This is a genomic window from Gilvimarinus sp. 2_MG-2023 (assembly GCF_030547685.1).
Classification (GTDB): domain Bacteria; phylum Pseudomonadota; class Gammaproteobacteria; order Pseudomonadales; family Cellvibrionaceae; genus Gilvimarinus.
In genome coordinates, this window is record NZ_JAUOQM010000048.1 from 155,230 (window position 1) to 173,978 (window position 18,749).

Annotated in this window: 12 protein-coding genes; 4 read left to right on the forward strand and 8 right to left on the reverse strand. The window is 47.1% G+C overall.

Annotated features, from left to right (window positions below):
• Positions 1 to 241: 241 nt before the first annotated feature.
• From Q4526_RS12500 to Q4526_RS12515, 4 genes are read left to right on the forward strand one after another with little or no spacing between them, the layout of a single operon-like run.
• The gene (locus Q4526_RS12500) at positions 242 to 835 is read left to right on the forward strand and encodes a PepSY-associated TM helix domain-containing protein (protein ID WP_215977421.1); all 594 of its coding nucleotides are present in this window, start codon (positions 242 to 244) and stop codon (positions 833 to 835) included.
• Positions 836 to 858: 23 nt separating this feature from the next.
• Positions 859 to 1,365, forward strand: a complete 507-nt coding sequence (locus Q4526_RS12505; protein WP_215977422.1) for a DUF2271 domain-containing protein — start codon at positions 859 to 861, stop codon at positions 1,363 to 1,365.
• A gap of 18 nt (positions 1,366 to 1,383) precedes the next feature.
• Positions 1,384 to 2,205: a DUF4198 domain-containing protein gene (locus Q4526_RS12510; protein WP_215977423.1), complete on the forward strand. Its 822-nt coding sequence runs from the start codon at positions 1,384 to 1,386 to the stop codon at positions 2,203 to 2,205.
• A gap of 6 nt (positions 2,206 to 2,211) precedes the next feature.
• Positions 2,212 to 3,726 (forward strand): flavodoxin domain-containing protein, encoded by a 1,515-nt coding sequence (locus Q4526_RS12515; protein WP_215977424.1) that lies wholly within the window; start codon positions 2,212 to 2,214, stop codon positions 3,724 to 3,726.
• 54 nt (positions 3,727 to 3,780) lie between these two features.
• Here Q4526_RS12515 and Q4526_RS12520 read toward each other — a convergent pair whose 3' ends face one another.
• The 8 genes from Q4526_RS12520 to Q4526_RS12555 all read right to left on the reverse strand — a co-directional run bounded on the left by Q4526_RS12520 (position 3,781) and on the right by Q4526_RS12555 (position 18,077).
• A complete protein-coding gene (locus Q4526_RS12520) occupies positions 3,781 to 5,784 on the reverse strand; it encodes a metallophosphoesterase (protein WP_215977425.1) in 2,004 nt (667 codons plus the stop codon).
• Positions 5,785 to 5,836: 52 nt separating this feature from the next.
• Positions 5,837 to 8,881: a TonB-dependent receptor gene (locus Q4526_RS12525; protein ID WP_303609667.1), complete on the reverse strand. Its 3,045-nt coding sequence runs from the start codon at positions 8,879 to 8,881 to the stop codon at positions 5,837 to 5,839.
• Positions 8,882 to 9,068: 187 nt separating this feature from the next.
• Positions 9,069 to 10,112 (reverse strand): FecR family protein, encoded by a 1,044-nt coding sequence (locus Q4526_RS12530; protein WP_215977427.1) that lies wholly within the window; start codon positions 10,110 to 10,112, stop codon positions 9,069 to 9,071.
• 9 nt (positions 10,113 to 10,121) lie between these two features.
• Positions 10,122 to 10,736 (reverse strand): RNA polymerase sigma factor, encoded by a 615-nt coding sequence (locus tag Q4526_RS12535; protein WP_215977428.1) that lies wholly within the window; start codon positions 10,734 to 10,736, stop codon positions 10,122 to 10,124.
• 236 nt (positions 10,737 to 10,972) lie between these two features.
• Positions 10,973 to 12,094 carry a 5-(carboxyamino)imidazole ribonucleotide synthase gene (locus tag Q4526_RS12540; protein ID WP_215977429.1) on the reverse strand — a complete coding sequence of 374 codons (1,122 nt, stop codon included), beginning with the start codon at positions 12,092 to 12,094 and terminating at the stop codon, positions 10,973 to 10,975.
• On the reverse strand, positions 12,094 to 12,576 hold the full coding sequence (gene purE / locus Q4526_RS12545) for a 5-(carboxyamino)imidazole ribonucleotide mutase (protein ID WP_215977430.1): 483 nt from the start codon (positions 12,574 to 12,576) through the stop codon (positions 12,094 to 12,096). The genes Q4526_RS12540 and purE overlap by 1 nt, the downstream gene beginning before the upstream one ends.
• Before the next feature lie 534 nt (positions 12,577 to 13,110).
• On the reverse strand, positions 13,111 to 14,031 hold the full coding sequence (locus tag Q4526_RS12550; protein WP_215977431.1) for an alpha/beta hydrolase: 921 nt from the start codon (positions 14,029 to 14,031) through the stop codon (positions 13,111 to 13,113).
• A gap of 725 nt (positions 14,032 to 14,756) precedes the next feature.
• Positions 14,757 to 18,077, reverse strand: a complete 3,321-nt coding sequence (locus Q4526_RS12555) for a thrombospondin type 3 repeat-containing protein (protein WP_215977432.1) — start codon at positions 18,075 to 18,077, stop codon at positions 14,757 to 14,759.
• Positions 18,078 to 18,749: the final 672 nt, after the last annotated feature.

Below are 18,749 nucleotides of genomic sequence, written 5' to 3' on the forward strand. Positions count from 1 at the left end.
CTAGAGAGTGTGTAGCGATATTGGGTATCTGCTTGCCTATCTTAGGCCTATAATTCAATCCTTGCACAAACGATAACGGTTATCAATAACATTTAATCGGTATTGCTAATTTTTGCTAACAGGGCCTTAAAAAGATTGCGGAAAGAGGTTGCACACAATACAATGAGAATCATTATCGAGGGATGCCTAGCTGCACCTCCAGTGAAAATAATGGGTTAATACTTTAGTGTTGGGGGTTAGTGTGCGGTTTGGAAGCCTAAGACAATGGCATTGGGTGAGTTCGGCCATATGTCTTATAGGGTTGCTTTTATTTGCCATCACGGGCATTACCCTTAATCACGCGCATCAAATACCCGCGCAAAAATCCACCTTGAGTCTTGAGGCTAGGCTCGATCCCCAACTGCTTACCCGTCTTGAGCTGGAAAACATCGACAGTGGTCCGCTGCCGAAACCTCTACGATTGGAAATTCGTCGAGCACTCGGTGTTTATATCAACAGCGCTATAGATGCCGAATGGTATGGGGATGAAATCTATGTGCCCTTGCCAAGGCCGGGCGGGGATGCCTGGATGAGTATCGACATAAACAGTGGTGAGGCGATTTACGAAAAAACCACACGCGGTGTTGTGGCTTATCTCAACGACTTGCATAAGGGGCGCAATACCGGCGTTGCCTGGAGCTGGTTTATCGATGTATTTGCCATTGCTTGCTTAGTTTTTTCATTTACGGGGCTGTGGTTATTAATACGCTTACAAAAAAGTCGCCCCGGTACATGGCCTATGGTGGCTTTTGGTCTCGTGGCGCCGCTGATTATTATTATTTTATTTGTTCATTAAATAACGAAGGATCTGAAAAATCTATGAGCGTATGCAAACAAATGATGCCGTTGCTGTTGGCCGGCATTGGAGCGCCGCTGGCCGCTGCGCAATTAACTGTAGATGTTGCCATTCCTGAGATGGATGTGGCTGAGTACCATCGGCCCTATGTTGCCATTTGGGTGCAAAATATAGACAGCAAAGCGGTTACCAATGGCGCTGTCTGGTACCAGATTGACGCCGACGGTGAGGGAGAAAAATGGCTTAAAGATATGCGCTTATGGTGGCGTCGCAGTGGCCGCTCTCTCGATATGCCGATCGATGGTGTCACAGGTCCAACTCGCAAGCCAGGGTCTTATAACGTTAATCTCGATCATGTTACTGAGAACCTTGAGCCGGGCCAATACCAACTTTATGTTGAAGCCTCGCGGGAAGTCGGTGGGCGGGAGCTGTTGCATATCGACTTTGACTGGCCCTTAACAAAAGCACAAACATTAACTGCACAAGGCAAGACCGAGCTAGGCAAACTTTCGGTTACCTTTAACCCTTAACAACCACAGGAGTGGGTTATGAAATTTAAACAATTTTTAGCACTAGGTTTGGTTTTGGCATTACCGATGGCCGCTGAAGCGCATCGCTTTTGGGTTCTGCCGGCAGCGACGGTACTGTCTGGTGACGACCCCTGGGTCACCGTTGACGCCGCCGTGTCCAACGATATATTTTACTTCAACCACTATCCTCTGAAAGCGCATTACCTCAGTGTGGTTAAGCCCGATGGCAGTGAGGGTGAAATGCTGAACTTAGCTGAAGGCAAGCACCGCACGACCTTTGATTTAAATTTAACCGAGCAGGGCACCTACAAAGTACTAATGAGCTCAAGCGGTTTACAGGCCAGCTGGGAAGACGAGAATGGCGAGCGCAAACGCTGGCCTGGCCGTGGCGAAAAGCCAGCGCCCGGTGACTTTGAAAAACAAGTGCCGAAAAAAGCCAAAAACTTAAAAGTTGGTTATTCATCTACCAAGCTCGAATCCTTTATTACCGCCGGTAACCCTACCGACACCGTATTGGCACTGAGTAATAAAGGGTTGGAAATGCAAGCGTCTGCCCACCCCAATGATTTATTCACCGGTGAACCTGTGAACTTAACCTTCTTAATGGATGGTAAGGCTGTGCCGGGTGTGGAAGTCGTGATAATTCCGGATGGCGTGCGTTATCGCAATTCTCAGCAAGAAATTAAACTGACCACCGACAAAAATGGCAAGGTGAGCGTTGAATGGCCACAAGCTGGACGTTATTGGTTAGAAGCTGAATACGAAGACGATCAAGCCCAAGCGCCGGCGACAACCCGCAGCGGTAAGTATATCGCAACGCTGGAAGTGCTACCGCTGTAATCATTAATGAGTGAACTTGAACGCATAGCGCTGGCACTTGTGCTGGCGCTTGTTTATCTTGCTTTTAGTGGGTGGTGTTATCGTCGCACGCCGCGCTCTGACCAAAACGTTGCAGCGCAAGCTGATGTGGTCATTGCCTATGCCAGTCAAAGCGGTAGGGCACACCAGTTGGCTGAAAAAACGCGCGACGCTTTTTCTGTGCCGGTCATGCTTTGTGCGCTCAATCAACTAACGGTAAATGATCTGGGCAAAGCCAAAACCCTATTAGTTGTGGCGAGCACTTACGGTGAGGGCGAAGCGCCGGACAACGCTATTGCTTTTGCCAGGCGCATTAAATCTTTACCCTCTAACGCGCTGAGCCACCTAAATTTTGTGGTGTTGGGATTGGGCGATAGCCACTACCAGCAGTACTGCGCGTTTGCCTATCAGCTGCAGCAGTTACTTGTTGATGCTGGGGCTAACCCTATCGCTGAAATTCTCACCCTTGATGCGGCGCAGCCGGAGCGAGAGCACGAGGTTATCGCCCAGTGGCAAATCTTTATTGCCACACTAGGTGGCCAGTTTAATAGCGCTGAAGCAGAGCAATCTGTACTACCGGCCATACAAACTTTACAGCTTACTCGACAACAGCAACTCAATAGTGGCAGCCCCGGTGCCCCTTTGTATTGGTTGCGATTAGAGTCGAGAGATCCGCTGGATTATCAAGCGGGTGATATTGCAGAGGTTTACCCCAGGCAAAGTCCAGACAGGTGTGAACAGGCACGACGTCAACTCGCGTTGCCGACGCAAACCATCATTGAACCAGACGAAGCTCCTGTGGATACCATTGCTTGGTTGGCAGAGCGCGAGTGGCGTGATCTTGAGTTGCCTATAGGTGCTGATCAGGATACCAAGCTTGCCTGGCTACGGGGCCTTAAAACACCTGCGCCGCGCCAGTACACCATTGCGTGTGCGCGAGATTCACACGCTTTAGAACTGGTCGTACGGCAGCAGCAAGCGGGAGACAATCTTGGTCTTGCATCTGGCTGGCTTACCCGATATACGACACCGGGCGAAAAAATTCAATTGTCTATACGTAACAACAGTGAGTTTCACACGCCGCCCAAGAACTCTCGGTTAATTCTCATTGGTAACGGTTCAGGCATTGCCGGGTTGCGCGCTCATCTACAAGAACGAACCGCAACGGGCGGAGAGCCATGCTGGTTGATTTTCGGTGAGAGAGATCCCGTCGCAGACGCGTTGTTTTACGATGAGTTTGAAGCGTTACACCGCAAAGGAGTATTACAACGCATCGATCGCGCTTATTCAAAATGCCCCAGTCAGCCGAGGTACGTACAGGATTGCCTACAGCAAAACGTTAATGTTTTATGCCAATGGATAGAGCAGGGCGCCTACTTGTATGTGTGTGGAAGTCGGCTTGGAATGGCGCAGGCGGTACACGATGAATTGAATCGGTATCTGGGGGAGAGTTTGTTGCAAACACTTCAGGCTGATGGACGTTATTGTCGCGACGTGTACTAAACCACCGGTCCGTTGTGTTTATTTATCTTTTCATTATCATTGTCGGGCTCTGATTTAGGGCGACGTATTTTGAATGCGTCCGGCGGTTAAATCTAACATTACGCGATTATCTGGTTCGGCATCCATAAAACCCATCAGAAGCTGCAGCACACCGGAGATAAACTGTTGAGTCACCGGCAAGGTAACTGGCTTGTCTTCGTTTTGCACTTGATAAGCACTAACGCCTTGATATAACTGTGCAAGAGCCTTGTAAGCACTTAATCGGTTCGAGCCAATATCCTCCTGCGCCAAATCCCCACCGTTGCGCAGCATATAGAGGTCAACAAGTAGATCAAAGCCTGTAACATCGTTGGATAAACCATCCATTTCGGTTTTTGTTAATTCCGTAAGATATTGGTCAGTTGCCTGCCTCCAGCTGTCTTTATTTTTAAGAGTCGCTAGGTCGGTGACTATATCTTGCGTTTTTTCGGTTGTATCTAATTGTGCCAGTATGGCTAAATCATGCAGTGTGCTTTGCGTTAAAATATCAACCAGAGTCGAAGGCCATTCGTTCGGAATAAAGCGTTCTCTAACCAGTTCTCGCAGATGTTTTTTTGTGAAATCATTGTAATTTTCGGCATTGAGTACGTCGATATTCCAAGCATTTTCCGGGCTGTTGTTAAGCAAATATTGATGTTCCCGCTGATAGTGGGGGAATAATTCGTTGAATCTGGGTACCTGTTGTAATCGGATTGTATCAACTTGCACTCGGTTCTTAGGCAGAAGAGACACTACTTTATAAGCCGGCGGGTAAGCGGCAAGGCTGGGCGCTTGAATGTTAAACAGCGTTTTTCCATCCTGACTGCGATATACCCCAGTATCGTTCATATGCATATGGCCAGAAATATGGAAATGTAAACCAGTTTTGAGTATTCGCTCACTAGTGGCCAGTTTGGGCAGGCGCTTTAGCTGAAAGGCATCACGGCCCAATATGGATTTTATGCTGTCACCTTGCTCGTCATAAAAATCCACCATCGGAAAATGACTAAACGAAATCAGTCTTTTACCTTGTAATTGTGCTTGTATCACTACCTGCTCAATCCATTGCAGCAGGTATTCTTTATTTTGAGCAATAGCGTTGTAACCGGCATTGCCGGAGCCGGAGAATCCGGTCTTTAGTCCGTTTTGATTTGTTTTTGGCAGGTAGACATTGGCGTCTATGGCCAGCAACCAGAGCCCTTCGGTGGGTTCGACCAGATAGCTTGTATCAGGCATGTCGATGCACAAATCGGGTTGTGACGCTGATGTTTTGGCACAAACACTTGAGTGGCGTTTGGCTAAGGAACCCGCTACGACGGCGGCCTCGAATTGATAGTTATCCGGTGTGTAGGCGGTAAAAGGCGTTGCCCAGTAAAGATAGCTTTTTTGTGGAAAGAAGCCATTATTTCTCATCGTATGAGTGACACCCTGATAGCCTAAATGACGGATCTTTTCGCTGCAGATCAGTGAGTCAGTTTGTCGTCCGCTTTTATCTTGACAGCTTTTGGTGCCAGGGCTTTGAATGGATATCTCGCTTCCATCTGTGTTGAGAAAATCGGATTTTCCGCCCGGCGTGTCATCAGGTCGAACCGGATCATGATTGCCGGGAGTGGCAAAGAACATAACGTTATGACGATCGCGGTATTCATCGAGTATGGTTGCAAGTTTATTCAAATGCACGGGCTGGCCATCATCACTAAAGTCGCCAGGTAGGCCAATATAGCGAATGCCCGATTTGACAGCGTGATCCAATGCGGCCAAAAGGGCGAAGTAATTTTCATTAAAAAGTCGGGTGGAGTGTAGTTGTGCAGCCATGGAGCGAATGCTCGCATGTTTATGGCCGTCGTCGTTACTGATGCCTGCGAAACCCTCGTCTCTGAAATCAGCGTAAATATCATGAAAATGAATATCTGGCATAAACGCTACTTGCACGGGTCTCTGCTGGTCTGTGTTGGCCATTGCAGTTGTTTCTGCTGTTGCAGTTATTGTGAAGAGTGCAATTAATAAGCCAGCAACTAAAGTCGGAAGAGAGTTTTTCATAAGGTAGGTCTTGGAAGAAAAAAGCACGTCCTTGTGCCAAGAGATGCCATGCTTAAAAGTTAGCGCGTACGCCTAATGTGTAACGGCTGCCGGAGACTTCATACATAGTGGGGAAGCGTGGATCCATGGTGTAACCTTGGGTCGCTTCTTCGGTAATGTTAATGCCTTCTAAAGAGAGCTTAATATTTTCTGTGATATAGAAACCGAGAGAGAGGTCTAGCTGGCCGTAGCTGTCGCGATACACGGGATACATATCGCGCTCAATACGCTCTACATATTTGTCCTTGTAGTTATAGAGAATACGCGCATTGAAACGATCGTTTTCATAATAAGCTACTAGATTATAAGTGTTTTCGGCGAGCCCTTCCGGTGCTGTGGGAATGTTAAGGTCTGATTCGCCCGTTAGTGAATTATCTAAAATGGTGTAGTTGGCATTAATACCAAAACCTTCTAAAGATTCACTAATTATTGTTAATGGAAATTGAGCAACTAATTCAACCCCTGATACGTCATAGGAGCCCTCAGCGTTAATCTTTTGATAGACTTCAAAGTCGTAGACGCCATCCAGAGTGCCGTTATCGTTGTACTTGGTAACATTAGGGACTATTCCTGTCAGCGATTCGCGCACTACGCCTTCGATTTCTTTTTCAAAATATGAGGCCGAGAGAATACCGCCGCTTTCCAGGTAATATTCAACCCCTAGCTCCCACTGATCTGCGTAGGTAGGCTGTAAGTCCGGGTTGCCATCGTAGTATTTAAACTCACTCAAGCTAACTGAGCGTTTGTAGGCGATATCGGTTAGCGCTGGGCGCATTAAAGTCTGTGACGCGGCAGCACGAAACATTAAGCTTTCGCTTAACTCTACTTTCATATTAAAGCTGGGCAGTAGGTCATCATAGCTGCCGTCTTTAGAGACAGGCTCAGACGTGTAAACGGTAGAGCCGTCGGCAGTCTGCACTTGGTGAAAACCGGAAGATAAAACGGAGGTGTCTACATATCGAAAACCGGCGTTGATTAAAGCAGGCCGCGATAGAATATCAAACTCAAAATCCGCCATGGCGTAGAGGCTAAATACTTCCTCATCCACTTGGTAGTATTGGTCGGGGGCATAATCCACGTGGAAGCCATCGTAGCGGAATAAGTCCCGTGCATACTCATTGGATACTTGAGCCCAGCTTGGGCTATAGGATAAGTCCGGTAAATACTCGCCGCCAGGCACCAGTTCTTCTATAGGTGTTAGCTCGCTATCTTGCAGTGTGCGAACACCGCTCCAGCTAGAGTCGTCTGCCGATGGCCCTTTAACTTCTTTGTCGCCTTGATTGCGCTTTTTGCTTTTATCTGTATAGCGAACACCAAAGTGAATATCCGCCAAAGCGGGCAGGAAGTCGATGTGCATTTCACGGCTAACATCGAACTGCGCTGCGTACTTATCATCCTGTATCTCTTCCAAAGTAACATCGTAGAAGTCGAAGAGGTAACTGGAAGGGGCGTTATACATATCGATGGAGTCTGGATCGTCGCTCATGAGGGTCTGGCCCCCTTGATCGGTATAACGCGTGCGCGAAGGTGCATAAGAGGTATGTTTAAGGTTGGTTCGGTCCGAGAACTTCTCCGCTCCCGAATAGCCCAACAATCCGTCGATGGACCATAAGCCTACAGACCACTCGGAAGCAAGGCTGAATTGTTGATAGTCGGTTTCGTTCACGTCCTCTTTGCTCAAAAATTCGTGTTGAGTCAGAGCGTAAGACGTATCAGTGAGAACGGTAATGCCGTAATCAGAGAGTGTGGTGCTGTCGTAATCGTGAATTTCAGCGAGAGAGCTTGGGCTTGAGGCGGAGTATGCGGCGGCATCATACTCATCTTCGGTTGCATCATACTTGCCGACCAGTGCATCAAAGGTCAGGGAGAAATTATTGCTTGGTTTAAATTGAATGGAGGCTGTAGCTCCCCACTTCTCCTGCTCATTTAAGTAAGCCCGGTCTCCGGCTTTGTTTAGAAATACAACACGGCCGGTTTCGTCGTCATTGAATCGGTCATTGATGACAATGCCTGTGTCGCGTTCAAGAACCGCTGCGGCTTGGTCTGACTGGTGCTGAGAAGAGCCTGATTTTTCGAGCCAACGGGAAAGAGGGCGAAAGTCCACACCAGAGTTAGCGTCTGTTCGATTCGTTCTCTGTGAGCTAGAAAATGACACTAAGGCACCCCAGTTGCCAACTGTATTGCTCGCTAGCAGTGAAAAATTTGGGTCAACTTCTTCTGAAATGGTGTTGTAGGCACCCTCGGCAGAAACAATAACTTTACGGCCACTGTAATCGAATGGGCGCGCAGTCTGGATTTCTACGGTTCCCGCGATTCCGCCTTCTTCATCCGCAGCGGTAGGAGATTTTTTCACTTTTACCTGCTGAATAATATCAGAGGCAAACATGTCGAATTCAACATCGCGCCCGCCACTGCCAGATGCTGTCGCCAGGTTGTTTATCGATACATGGGTGAACTCACTGGGTAAGCTGCGAACATTAACTTTGTTGCCAAGGCCTTTGTTGCGCTCAATAGTAACGCCCGGAATGCGTTGTAGGGCCTCTGCCAGGTTTTGCTCGGGGAAGTCGGCGATGTCTGAGGCAACCACAGAGTCGGAAAAACCAATGCTGTTTCGTTTAATGTCGACGGCTTTTTCCAAGCTTTTCTGGTAGCTGCCGGTAACGATCATTTGCTCGATATGGTCGCCCGCTTCAATCTCTTGGGCTTGGGTGGCTGAATTGCTTACCATGGCGGTAAGAAATGCAATGATGCCTGAAAGTTGCTTCTTCTTAAAATCCACTTGTCTTTCCTCGTTTGACGGTCTGCTGTTGTCGGCAGTTATGGTCAATATCCGGCTGTCGGTAATCTTAGGCTGCAACCCTGTTCCAGACAGAACCTGTGCAATAGCTTCCGGTATTGAGTAAAAACCCGATATCGAATTTGCTTTTAAACCTTTCACAAGCTCTGCCGAAAAAAGAACCTGAAGATTTGCTTGTTTAGCAAAAATCTGCAGTGCTTTATTGGCCGGTAATTGTTGTATGTCAAATTCAATGCGTTGCAGTTCAATGCTTTCTGGCACCCCTGATGCAGACGTTGGGGCGGAAAAGCTTTGAGCTGCGTTCGCGCTCAAAATAACGACGAGACAATACCGGCTTATTCGAATTGCGGGGTAAGCCGTCAAGTCTCGTAGTAAAGGACAAGGTAGAAGTGAAAATCTACCAGTGGATTTTTTAAAAAAGTTCGATGTTTTTTTATTTGATTGAAATTTAATACAAAGCACGTTGATCGTCATTTTTCTTTAACAAAACAACGTTATCCTTACTTGTTTGCGCTTCTATATTAAAGCTGAGCTGCAATGCTTGAAGCATTGAATCCGTTTCTCCTGCTTTAAAATAACCTCCGATTTTAAGCGACTTTAATGACTCGTCTGCCAATACAATTTTGACATCGGTGTAGCGTGATATTTCTTCAATGGCCTCAAGCAAGGGAGTGTCTTCAAACGAAAGCATTCCGCTGGTCCACGAAAGATTTCTTTCTATTTCTTTGCTGGTGGATGGTGATGCCTGAGGTTTTTCAAATTTCTTGAAGATCACTTCTTCGCCGGCATTCACCATAATATTATCCGCTGTATTATGGTTGTTTTTCCCGGTGGAGATTGTAGTATGGTCCGCTATGCTAACAATGCCCTCGGTAACGGTTAGCTTGGCCGTTGGTCCGGTTTTTCTAATATTAAAAGCGGTACCAACTGCGGTTACTACATTGTCTCCAACCTGTACGGAAAAGGGGCGTTGTTTGTCTTTGGTTACGGTGAATAGGGCCTCGCCACTATGTAAAATTACCCGCCGAGCCGTTTCTGAGTAAATAACTTCAATATTTGAGTTTGTATTGAGAGATACTGTGGAGGCATCACTGAGAGAGATTTCACTAATTTCACCCACAGCCGTTTGAAATGTTTTAGGTTCTAGTTCGTCGGCTTTCTGTAGGCCCGGCCAAAGCAGCGCGGTAAATAGTACAAAAACTGCAAAAACACTTGCCGCAATCGCTTGGGGAGTTTGCCAGCCGCCTCTTTTACCTGAAGAAGGCTCACTTTCGTCGGTCTCGATGGCAACCCAATCTTTTAACTGATCGGCAAGGCCCCATATTTCAGCGAGCTCAAAAAATTCAGTTTCGTTTCTTTTGCTCTGCTTAAGCCAGTCGCTTAATTCGCGTTGTTGGGCTTGATTAAGATCGCCTTTATCTAGCTCAATCACCCAGTGAGCAGCCTCTTCCTGGACCGATATTTTGTTTTTAAATGCTTTTACTTTGCTCATGGGATTAATCTAGCGAATGTTGTTATTTATGGTTTTAAGGGCAGGGGGGATTTTTTCTTTGAGTGCCGGCTCGAAATGCCCTAGCTGCTTCAGTGACTCTTTGCACTCAATCATCCCCTTGGCCAGGTGCTTGTCGACCGTACCAACCGAGATGTTCAGTTGTCGGGCGATATCGCTATTGGATATTCCCTCGATTTTCTTCATTATAAATATTCTTCGGCATTGCGCCGGAAGGCGGTTTATAGCATCACAAAAATGAATGAAGCGCTGATGTTGCTCTGCTTGCTCGTCGAGTTCAATGGTGGTGGGTGTATTATGGTCGTTTATAGCAGACTCTATAGAGTCGTTTAAGCGAACACCAGAGCGGTTTTTTTCATTAATGGCGAGGTTTCTCGCGACCTTGCATAAAAATGCTTTAGGGGCACGCACATCGCTTAGTCCGCCGCGCTCAATAACTTTCACATAGACCTCCTGAACCAGGTCGTCCACATCCTGACTATTCTTAAAAAAAGTAGAAGCATGCTGACGAATAGCTTTTACGTGGTTAAGAAACGTCTTGCTGGTGGTTTCCTGCTCCGGGTGGTGCACCTGCAGTATCGACTGGTTTCTTTCCAAATACGACATAACTAAGGAAGCCCCAAGTGCGTTGTCAGCCGAGTAAACGTTAAGCGGTGGTGTTAGAGTCGCAGACCACAGCGGGAAGGGCGAACCATACTGGGTTAGTATTGCAATTATATGACGGGCGGGGCGGTGGGTGGCTTTTCAGCTAGAATGTATGTGAAAAATCAAGGGCTTAAGATTGTCGAGAGGAAAGGGCGCTTGCATGGACAAGCGCTCTTTAAAAGCTGAGGTTTGTGGCTTTAGTCTCGGTAGATTTTTTGTTTTAGTCGATTGAGCCGTTCAATGGCACCATCTGTACTCTGGTCGTTAATGACCAAGTGACCTAGTTTGCGGCCCGGGCGAACAGACTTGTTGTACCAATCTAAGGTGGCATCGTCCTCAAGTTGGTTGTCTTGGTCCAATTCTATGCCGAGCAAATTCAACATGGCGGCCACACTTGTCAGCTGGGTGTTTCCCAGCGGCCACCCTGCGATGGCGCGCATATGGTTTTGAAATTGGCTGGCCACCGCGCAGTGCATGGTCCAGTGACCACTGTTGTGTACACGCGGGGCGAGCTCATTGACCCAAAGCTGGCTTGAAGTCACAAAACACTCCATAGCCATTACGCCCACATAGTCCAAATGTTCCAGAATCGCTTTTAGGCCAGCTTGCCCCGTCGCGATTAACTCATCGGATAAATGCGGGGCAGGGGCAAGAGAGTGTAAAAGCACTCCGTTTTTGTGCACGTTTTCCGTAGCGGGATAAAACCTAACTTCGCCATTGACGCCGCGTACGCCAATAAAGGACACCTCGCGCTCGAAATCCATAAAAGGCTCGGCAACATAAGGCGATGCATTGTCTGACTGGCGTTCAAAATGAGCGCTCGCTATAAAGTTTTGCACATCGTTCTGATCGTAAAGGCGCCATTGTGCTTTGCCGTCGTAGCCCTGCTCGGTGTGTTTGATAACAAGCGGAAAACCCAGGGTTTCTACGGCCGACTGCAACTCATCGGCAGAGGCAACGCTGACGAACGGCGTGTGAGGTACCTGGCAGTTGATCAGTAGCTGTTTTTCACGTTCGCGGTTTTGGCATTGATAAATAGCCTGGGGGTTAGGGTGCACAGCGCAGTGTTCGGCCAGCCGCTGCAAAGGTACTAAAGAGCACTGCTCGCGCTCTACGGTCACCACATCGGGCTTGCCTAAGGCTTCATAAAGCTCGTGACTTGATAAGTCCTCAGCCATAGCCGTTATCGGACCCAATCCGGCAACGGGGGCCGTATCTTCGTTGTTTTCCGATAAAAAGCTAAAGCTCATACCCATAGGTATGCCTGCTAGGGCCATCATACGGGCCAATTGGCCACAGCCGAGAACTGCAACGCGCATTATTCGACCTCCACCGGTACCGAGTCGGTTTGATTCTTGCGCCACTCAATAAAGCGCTGACTCAATTCAGGGTCGTTTAAACCCAATATTTGGGCGGCCAAAACCCCGGCATTAGCCGCGCCGGCCTCGCCAATGGCTTGGGTGGCAACAGCAACGCCCTTGGGCATTTGCACGATTGAAAGCAAACTGTCGAGGCCTTTTAGTTGGCGGCTGGATACCGGCACCGCAACCACAGGAATATGAGTCATGGCCGCTGCCATACCTGGCAGGTGCGCTGCACCGCCGGCTCCGGCGATAATGACTTTAATGCCGCGATCTGGGGCTTGCTCCGCGAAGTCATACAGGCGTTTTGGGGTTCGGTGAGCCGATACCACCTGAGTCTCGTAAGGCACACCGAGCTCATCCAAAACATCCGCCGCCAAACGCATGGTTGGCCAATCAGAGCGGGAACCCATAATGATACTGACAACGGGATCTTGCATAAAAAACCTCGAAAGAGAGCTACTCAAAATTTGTGAGGGCGGCATTTTACCGGATTATTACGGTTTAATCCTAATTTTCGGTTCCCGATTAACCTAGGTTAGGCAAAGTAGCAATTTTAACAGCTGATCAAGGGCCAAGCGGGGCGAAAAGTAATCGAAAACGGCTGGACGCACTGAATGATGACGCTTGCTGCAGACTAAGTCTGAGTGGCGTGCATAGGTACAGGCAAAGTGGATATTTTTTAGCTAATGGCAGTGCAAGGCCCAGTGAGAGCCAAGTAAGGTGCTAAGAGGGATTAAGGTTGGATTTGAGCTTATATTCTATTTAACATAATATACATTATGCGCATTTATAGATTGATAAGTCGTGGATGAGTAGTTTGTTGATTTGGCCTGTATTCGTAGTATTGCGGATTCGTAACTGGTATTCAGTTGTGCTCTCTGCCTGCCGTCGGACTATGGCTTATGGGCATTTTGAGCTTAATGGGCATTTATTAAGGCTAAATAAATACCCATTTAGGTCTAAAAAATCACTTAAGGATTAAAAAACAACGACACGGCTTCTCTAAATGATGGTTCGGTAATCGCGCCGTGTGTTGTGTTGTATTCACGTTTTACGATTTGTAGGCCTGAAAATGCGCGCTCATTTAGGCTGCTTTCAAAGTCTGTAACGTACTGATCGTTGCCCTCAGGCACGGCGCTGGATAGAAATAAGCGGCCATTTAGCTCATTGCTGGCAAGATAGCGCTCAAGTTCTAGCGCTTCGGTTTCAGCTTGATGTTGATAAAAACTGGCATCAAAAGCTAAAAAGTTATGGAAGTATGGATCGCTAACGTCGTCCATCAGCATGGTTAACCCTGCCATTACACCACCAAATGAGGTGCCAACAATGCTTCTTTGCGCGGGTTCGATACGCAGTCCGGGCTCAACTAGGGGGATTAATTCGGTGGTGATAAAGTGGAAAAAATCGGTTGCGCCGGGCAGTAGATAGTCGGTACGGCGACGATCATCGGGGCCTTCTGATATTGCGACAAGTATGGCGTTTACCCCCTCTTGCTCCAGTAAGTATGGCAGTCCTGGGTATAGAACCTGTCCGTCTAGCGCATAAATAATGGGGTAATTCTGGCTGGATTCGTGATAACCCACAGGTAAATAGACGTTTACTGGGTAATCAATACCGGTAATGACTGAGCTGATGACTTGCTCTGGTTGTGGGTGACCTTTCAAAAAAGTGTAATTTACATCGTTATCAGTACTTTCTTGGCTTTCGCCACTAGTATCGTCTTCGGGAGATGCGCTTTGTACGGGGGGAGCTTCAGGGGTTTGCAGTTCATCTTTACTGTTTGAACTAACGGGGGTACTGCTTGTAGCCGAAGAAGTAGAGCCACCTCCTCCGCCGCATGCGGTTAGTTGAAGAATGAAGATAAAACTTAACGCACTTACTAATGTTCTCATATGAAGCCCTTACCGATAACGTTGTTGTTTGTGCGGTAATAAGCGCCATACTTTTTTGAGGCCGAACGGAACCCCGGTGCGCTAACACCGCTTTAAAAACCGATAGTCCATTCGGATAGTGATCAGATTTGACCGGTATGTGCGGGACTCAATTCCCGAACTCCATTAACTACGGCTCAACTGTCGCCGTAGTTCATTTCTTCACGTAATAAATATTGAAAAAAGCGCCAAAAGCTGAATATGTGTAAAATGCGCCAAATTAGATCGTGAAAAATTCTCCCAAAATGTTTCAGGGAAGAGTCCATCCTAAATTGAGACTGGTGTCGCGAGGTTCTTGCGAGCGGGGAGCCCTATTCACTGTATAGGCTCGGTGACATTCCGTTTCAACCCAAGGGTATCGACAGTCTTATTATTCCTTAGTCGCATAATACACGACTGGTTTGAATACTAAATTAACTATTTGAGGCTGTAAAATAACCAATTGGAATAGATGTGTCGCTTTATCCGCCAACTGTTACTGTAAGGGGAATTACTGAGTGTTTGAGCTATTTGTCGTTGTTATTGACGTGTTGCTTTTAGGTGGGGGGATACACTACCGAAACAGTATTGTTTCAAATTGTAAAAGGAGCATAAAAAAGCCCCTACAAGTAGGGGCAACAGGGTGGAGATATCGATGAAGGTGTTCTTTTAGAGCCCGGAAGTATCCCCGGGCTCAGTTCAGTGGGTTATTGACTGGGAGGTGCAACGCACATGGCATGAACTCGTAGCTCTTCGAGCGCACCGAGTACAGCATTTTGGCGTATTTCTACGGAGTCAAAATCATTGTCCGTTTCGATTACCAATATTTGCTGGCCGGGGTTGTTTAACAGCCCCAATAATTGCAGACCTAACAGCCCCCCTGCTCCCCCAGATTGCTGTGCCTCACCATCTTTATAGGTAGTTATAGAGATTTGCTCTAATAGAGATAAGTCTAGCAAGTTGTCGGGTTTAGTCAGTACTACACCAACACGTCGGGGGCCTTCGTAAGTATTCGCGCCGTCTGTTACACGAATATACACTTGGCTTGCCACACCGACGAGGGTATACATACGAGCGTAGCTGTTAAGGTCTTCGTCGATGACCAGTGAATTGCTGTCAACTCCACAGCCGACACAAAGTACGCCCTCCACACCGGACACTACACTGGAAGAGTCACCGTGTATTGGTTTAAAAAGTTTGTCTGAGCCGCAGTCTATATCTTCCACGCTATCGCATACATCGCCGATGCCGTCACCGTCAGTGTCGGCTTGATCGGAGTTTGCGTTTAATGGACAGTTATCGCTTGCGTTGATCACGCCATCGTTATCGCGATCGTCGTCACAGGCATCACCAATTCCGTCGTTGTCTGTGTCAGTTTGATCTGAATTGGCAACCACCGGACAATTATCTGAATCATCGTCCACGTTATCACCATCTTGATCGCTGTCACAAGCGTCACCGATACCGTCATTGTCAAAATCGTTCTGCCCTGGGTTGAGCACGAGCGGACAGTTATCGGTTTCGTTTTCAATGCCGTCGTTGTCCCGATCAGAGTCGCACACATCGCCCAGACCATCGCCGTCGGTATCAGCTTGTTCGGAGTTGGCGACTAACGGGCAGTTGTCTGCTTCATCCTCAACACCATCGCTATCAGTATCGATAAAGTTATCACAGGCATCACCAATACCATCACCATCAGCATCGGTTTGATTGCTATTGGCCGTTAACGGACAGTTGTCGGGCGTATTGTTAATACCGTCACCGTCGATATCGTCATCACAAACATCGCCCAGGTTATCATTGTCGCTGTCTTGCTGATCCGCATTAGCGGTAGCTGGGCAGTTGTCTGAGCCATCGTCGATGCCGTCGTTGTCTGTGTCGGTATTGCTGTCACAAACATCACCAATGCCGTCACTGTCTGTGTCTTGCTGATCGCTATTAGCATTCACTGGGCAGTTGTCGGCATCATCTGAAATGCTGTCACCATCGACATCATTGTCACACGCGTTACCGACACCGTCATTGTCCAAATCATCTTGGTTGGTGTTGGCGGTCATGGGGCAGTTATCTTGCTCGTTATCGACATTGTCACCGTCGGTGTCATCATCGCAAGCATCCCCTACTGCGTCATTGTCCAGATCATTCTGGTTGGTGTTGGCATTGATAGGGCAATTATCATCGCCGTTGTTTACACCGTCTCCGTCCATATCGTTATCGCAAACATCACCGATGTCGTCACCATCGATATCGGCCTGATCGCTGTTGGCTATTAACGGGCAATTGTCGATATCATTAACGATGCCGTCGTCATCGGTATCGTTACTTACGGTTGAGTCGCAAGCATCGCCAATACCATCTCCGTCTGTATCCGCTTGATCAGCATTTGCAGTAACAGGGCAGTTGTCATCTGTATTGATAACATTGTCTCCGTCTACATCGTTATCGCAGGCATCACCTATACCGTCATTGTCCAAATCTTCTTGGTTAGGATTTGAGGTAAGCGGGCAATTATCCAGATCGTCAATAATACCGTCGTTGTCGGTGTCGGTTGTATCGTCATTATCGCAAACATCACCTATACCGTCTCCGTCAGAGTCAAGCTGATCTTCATTGGCAATGTTAGGGCAGTTGTCGCCAGGATTATTAACCGTGTCGTCATCGCGGTCATCATCACAGACGTCTCCTATTCCATCATTATCAATGTCGGATTGATTGGCATTGGGGGTCAGTGGACAATTATCTTGCTCATTGATAATGCCGTCACCATCTAGATCGTCGTCGGGCGTAGTGCTGGTATCGCAAGCATCACCAATGCCGTCATTGTCGCTATCAACTTGATCGGGGTTGGCAACATTGGGGCAATTATCCCCGGGGTTCAGAACGTCATCACCATCGCGATCATCGTCACAGGAGTTGCCAATACCGTCTTCATCATCGTCAAGTTGATTAGCATTAGCAGCCGCTGGGCAATTGTCGGTAAAATCAGGTATGCCATCACCGTCTTGATCCAGATCACACGCATCCCCAATACCATCACTATCCAAATCGCTTTGTTCTGGGTTTGGGGTGTAGGGGCAGTTATCTAGCTCGTCGCTAATGTTGTCGCCATCGGTATCACTGTCACAGCTGTTACCTAGACCATCTAGATCGTTATCCAGCTGGCTAGTGTTAGGCACTAATGGGCAGTTGTCGCCGCTGTCGGCAACCCCGTCGTTATCGGAGTCAATATCACAGGCATCGCCAATTGCATCAAAGTCTTGATCGAGTTGGTCAGTATTGGGATCGAGTGGGCAGTTATCAATACCATCATCGAAACCATCACCGTCGACATCGCTATTTAGGTCGCAGGCATCGCCAATACCGTCAGCATCTGTATCTAACTGATCTTCATTGCTGTCGGCAGGACAATTGTCCTCGGCGTTTTCAATGTTGTCACCATCTTTGTCTGAGTCACATAGATCGCCAACGCCATCATCATCCAAATCAGATTGCGCAGTGTTCGCCAAAATAGGACAATTGTCGTTGTCATTTTGAACACCATCGCCGTCGGAATCACCATCACAAGCGTCGCCGATACGATCGCCATCTGTATCTGTTTGGTTGGAGTTGATGAGTGTTGGACAGTTGTCTTCCGCATCGGTTATTCCGTCCCCGTCATCGTCTTGATCACAAGCATCGCCAACATTATCGTTGTCGATATCTTGTTGGTTGGGGTTTGCGATGGCTGGACAGTTATCCACCACATTGGGGATTGTATCGCCATCATCATCGGGCCCACCGGAAAAATCACAGGCATCACCAATACCATCTTCATCGGTATCAATCTGATTTTCATTGGCGGTGACCGAACAGTTATCGTCTGCGTCGGCAATGCCGTCGTTATCAGAATCAGTTGGAATGTCAATTGGATCGGGTTCTTCGAACCCCGGGCTGCTGGAAGAGGAAAATGTAGATCCGCCTGACGAAGAGGAGCCGCCACACGAACAAAGAAAGAGTAATGAAATAATGAGAATTAAAATCTTGTTCATACTGTACCTCACCCTGGTGTATAACTAATTATTCCCCAAAGAAAATAAATTCTATTTTCAAATATTTTTAAAAATAAAAATAAAAATAAAAATAAAAATACAAAATATTGTGATCTCCATGTGTTTTAAATTTCAAATATGTTTATTCAAGCATTGCTTCTTTTATTTTTTTTTCCGTAATTTAATAAATAGTAGAAATGGCTGTGGTTTTCTATCAACCAAAAATTCTATAACTTGCTATTAAAAGCATTGTTTATATTATGTTTTTAATATTTGGCGCATTAATTCATATTTATATCAGGGTTTAGAATATAAAAAAATGTAAGGTTTGAAATCGAATATTAAAATCATTTATTTCTGATAATAAATTAATCTTTTTATTAAAAAAAAGTATTAAAAATTAATCAATCCGAAAATCTATACTCTCTTGCCTTGTGGGTTTGTGACCGCTAATGGTGCGCCGACATTGGTGATGATTATTTTTTGGGGGATTTGTCAATGTCGAGTCCCGTAAAACTTTTAATGGCGTATTTATTTGTTTGTGATTTGATCCATGATGGTGCGTTTTTGTTTGAAATAAAGGCGGCTAAAATCCGAACAAGGAGTCAGGCCCACAGCTTAACTTTTTTATACGGAGTCGTAGCGGTGGCTCTAGAGAGTCATACCTCTATA

Bases quoted from the DNA above. Each gene is read 5' to 3' on its own strand.
- Q4526_RS12530 (WP_215977427.1), bottom strand. From the start codon at position 10,112: ATGAGCAAAGTAAAAGCATTTAAAAACAAAATATCGGTCCAGGAAGAG.
- purE (WP_215977430.1), bottom strand. From the start codon at position 12,576: ATGCAAGATCCCGTTGTCAGTATCATTATGGGTTCCCGCTCTGATTGG.
- Q4526_RS12505 (WP_215977422.1), top strand. From the start codon at position 859: ATGAGCGTATGCAAACAAATGATGCCGTTGCTGTTGGCCGGCATTGGA.
- Q4526_RS12540 (WP_215977429.1), bottom strand. From the start codon at position 12,094: ATGCGCGTTGCAGTTCTCGGCTGTGGCCAATTGGCCCGTATGATGGCC.
- Q4526_RS12520 (WP_215977425.1), bottom strand. From the start codon at position 5,784: ATGAAAAACTCTCTTCCGACTTTAGTTGCTGGCTTATTAATTGCACTC.
- Q4526_RS12555 (WP_215977432.1), bottom strand. From the start codon at position 18,077: ATGAACAAGATTTTAATTCTCATTATTTCATTACTCTTTCTTTGTTCG.
- Q4526_RS12510 (WP_215977423.1), top strand. From the start codon at position 1,384: ATGAAATTTAAACAATTTTTAGCACTAGGTTTGGTTTTGGCATTACCG.
- Q4526_RS12535 (WP_215977428.1), bottom strand. From the start codon at position 10,736: ATGTCGTATTTGGAAAGAAACCAGTCGATACTGCAGGTGCACCACCCG.
- Q4526_RS12515 (WP_215977424.1), top strand. From the start codon at position 2,212: ATGAGTGAACTTGAACGCATAGCGCTGGCACTTGTGCTGGCGCTTGTT.
- Q4526_RS12550 (WP_215977431.1), bottom strand. From the start codon at position 14,031: ATGAGAACATTAGTAAGTGCGTTAAGTTTTATCTTCATTCTTCAACTA.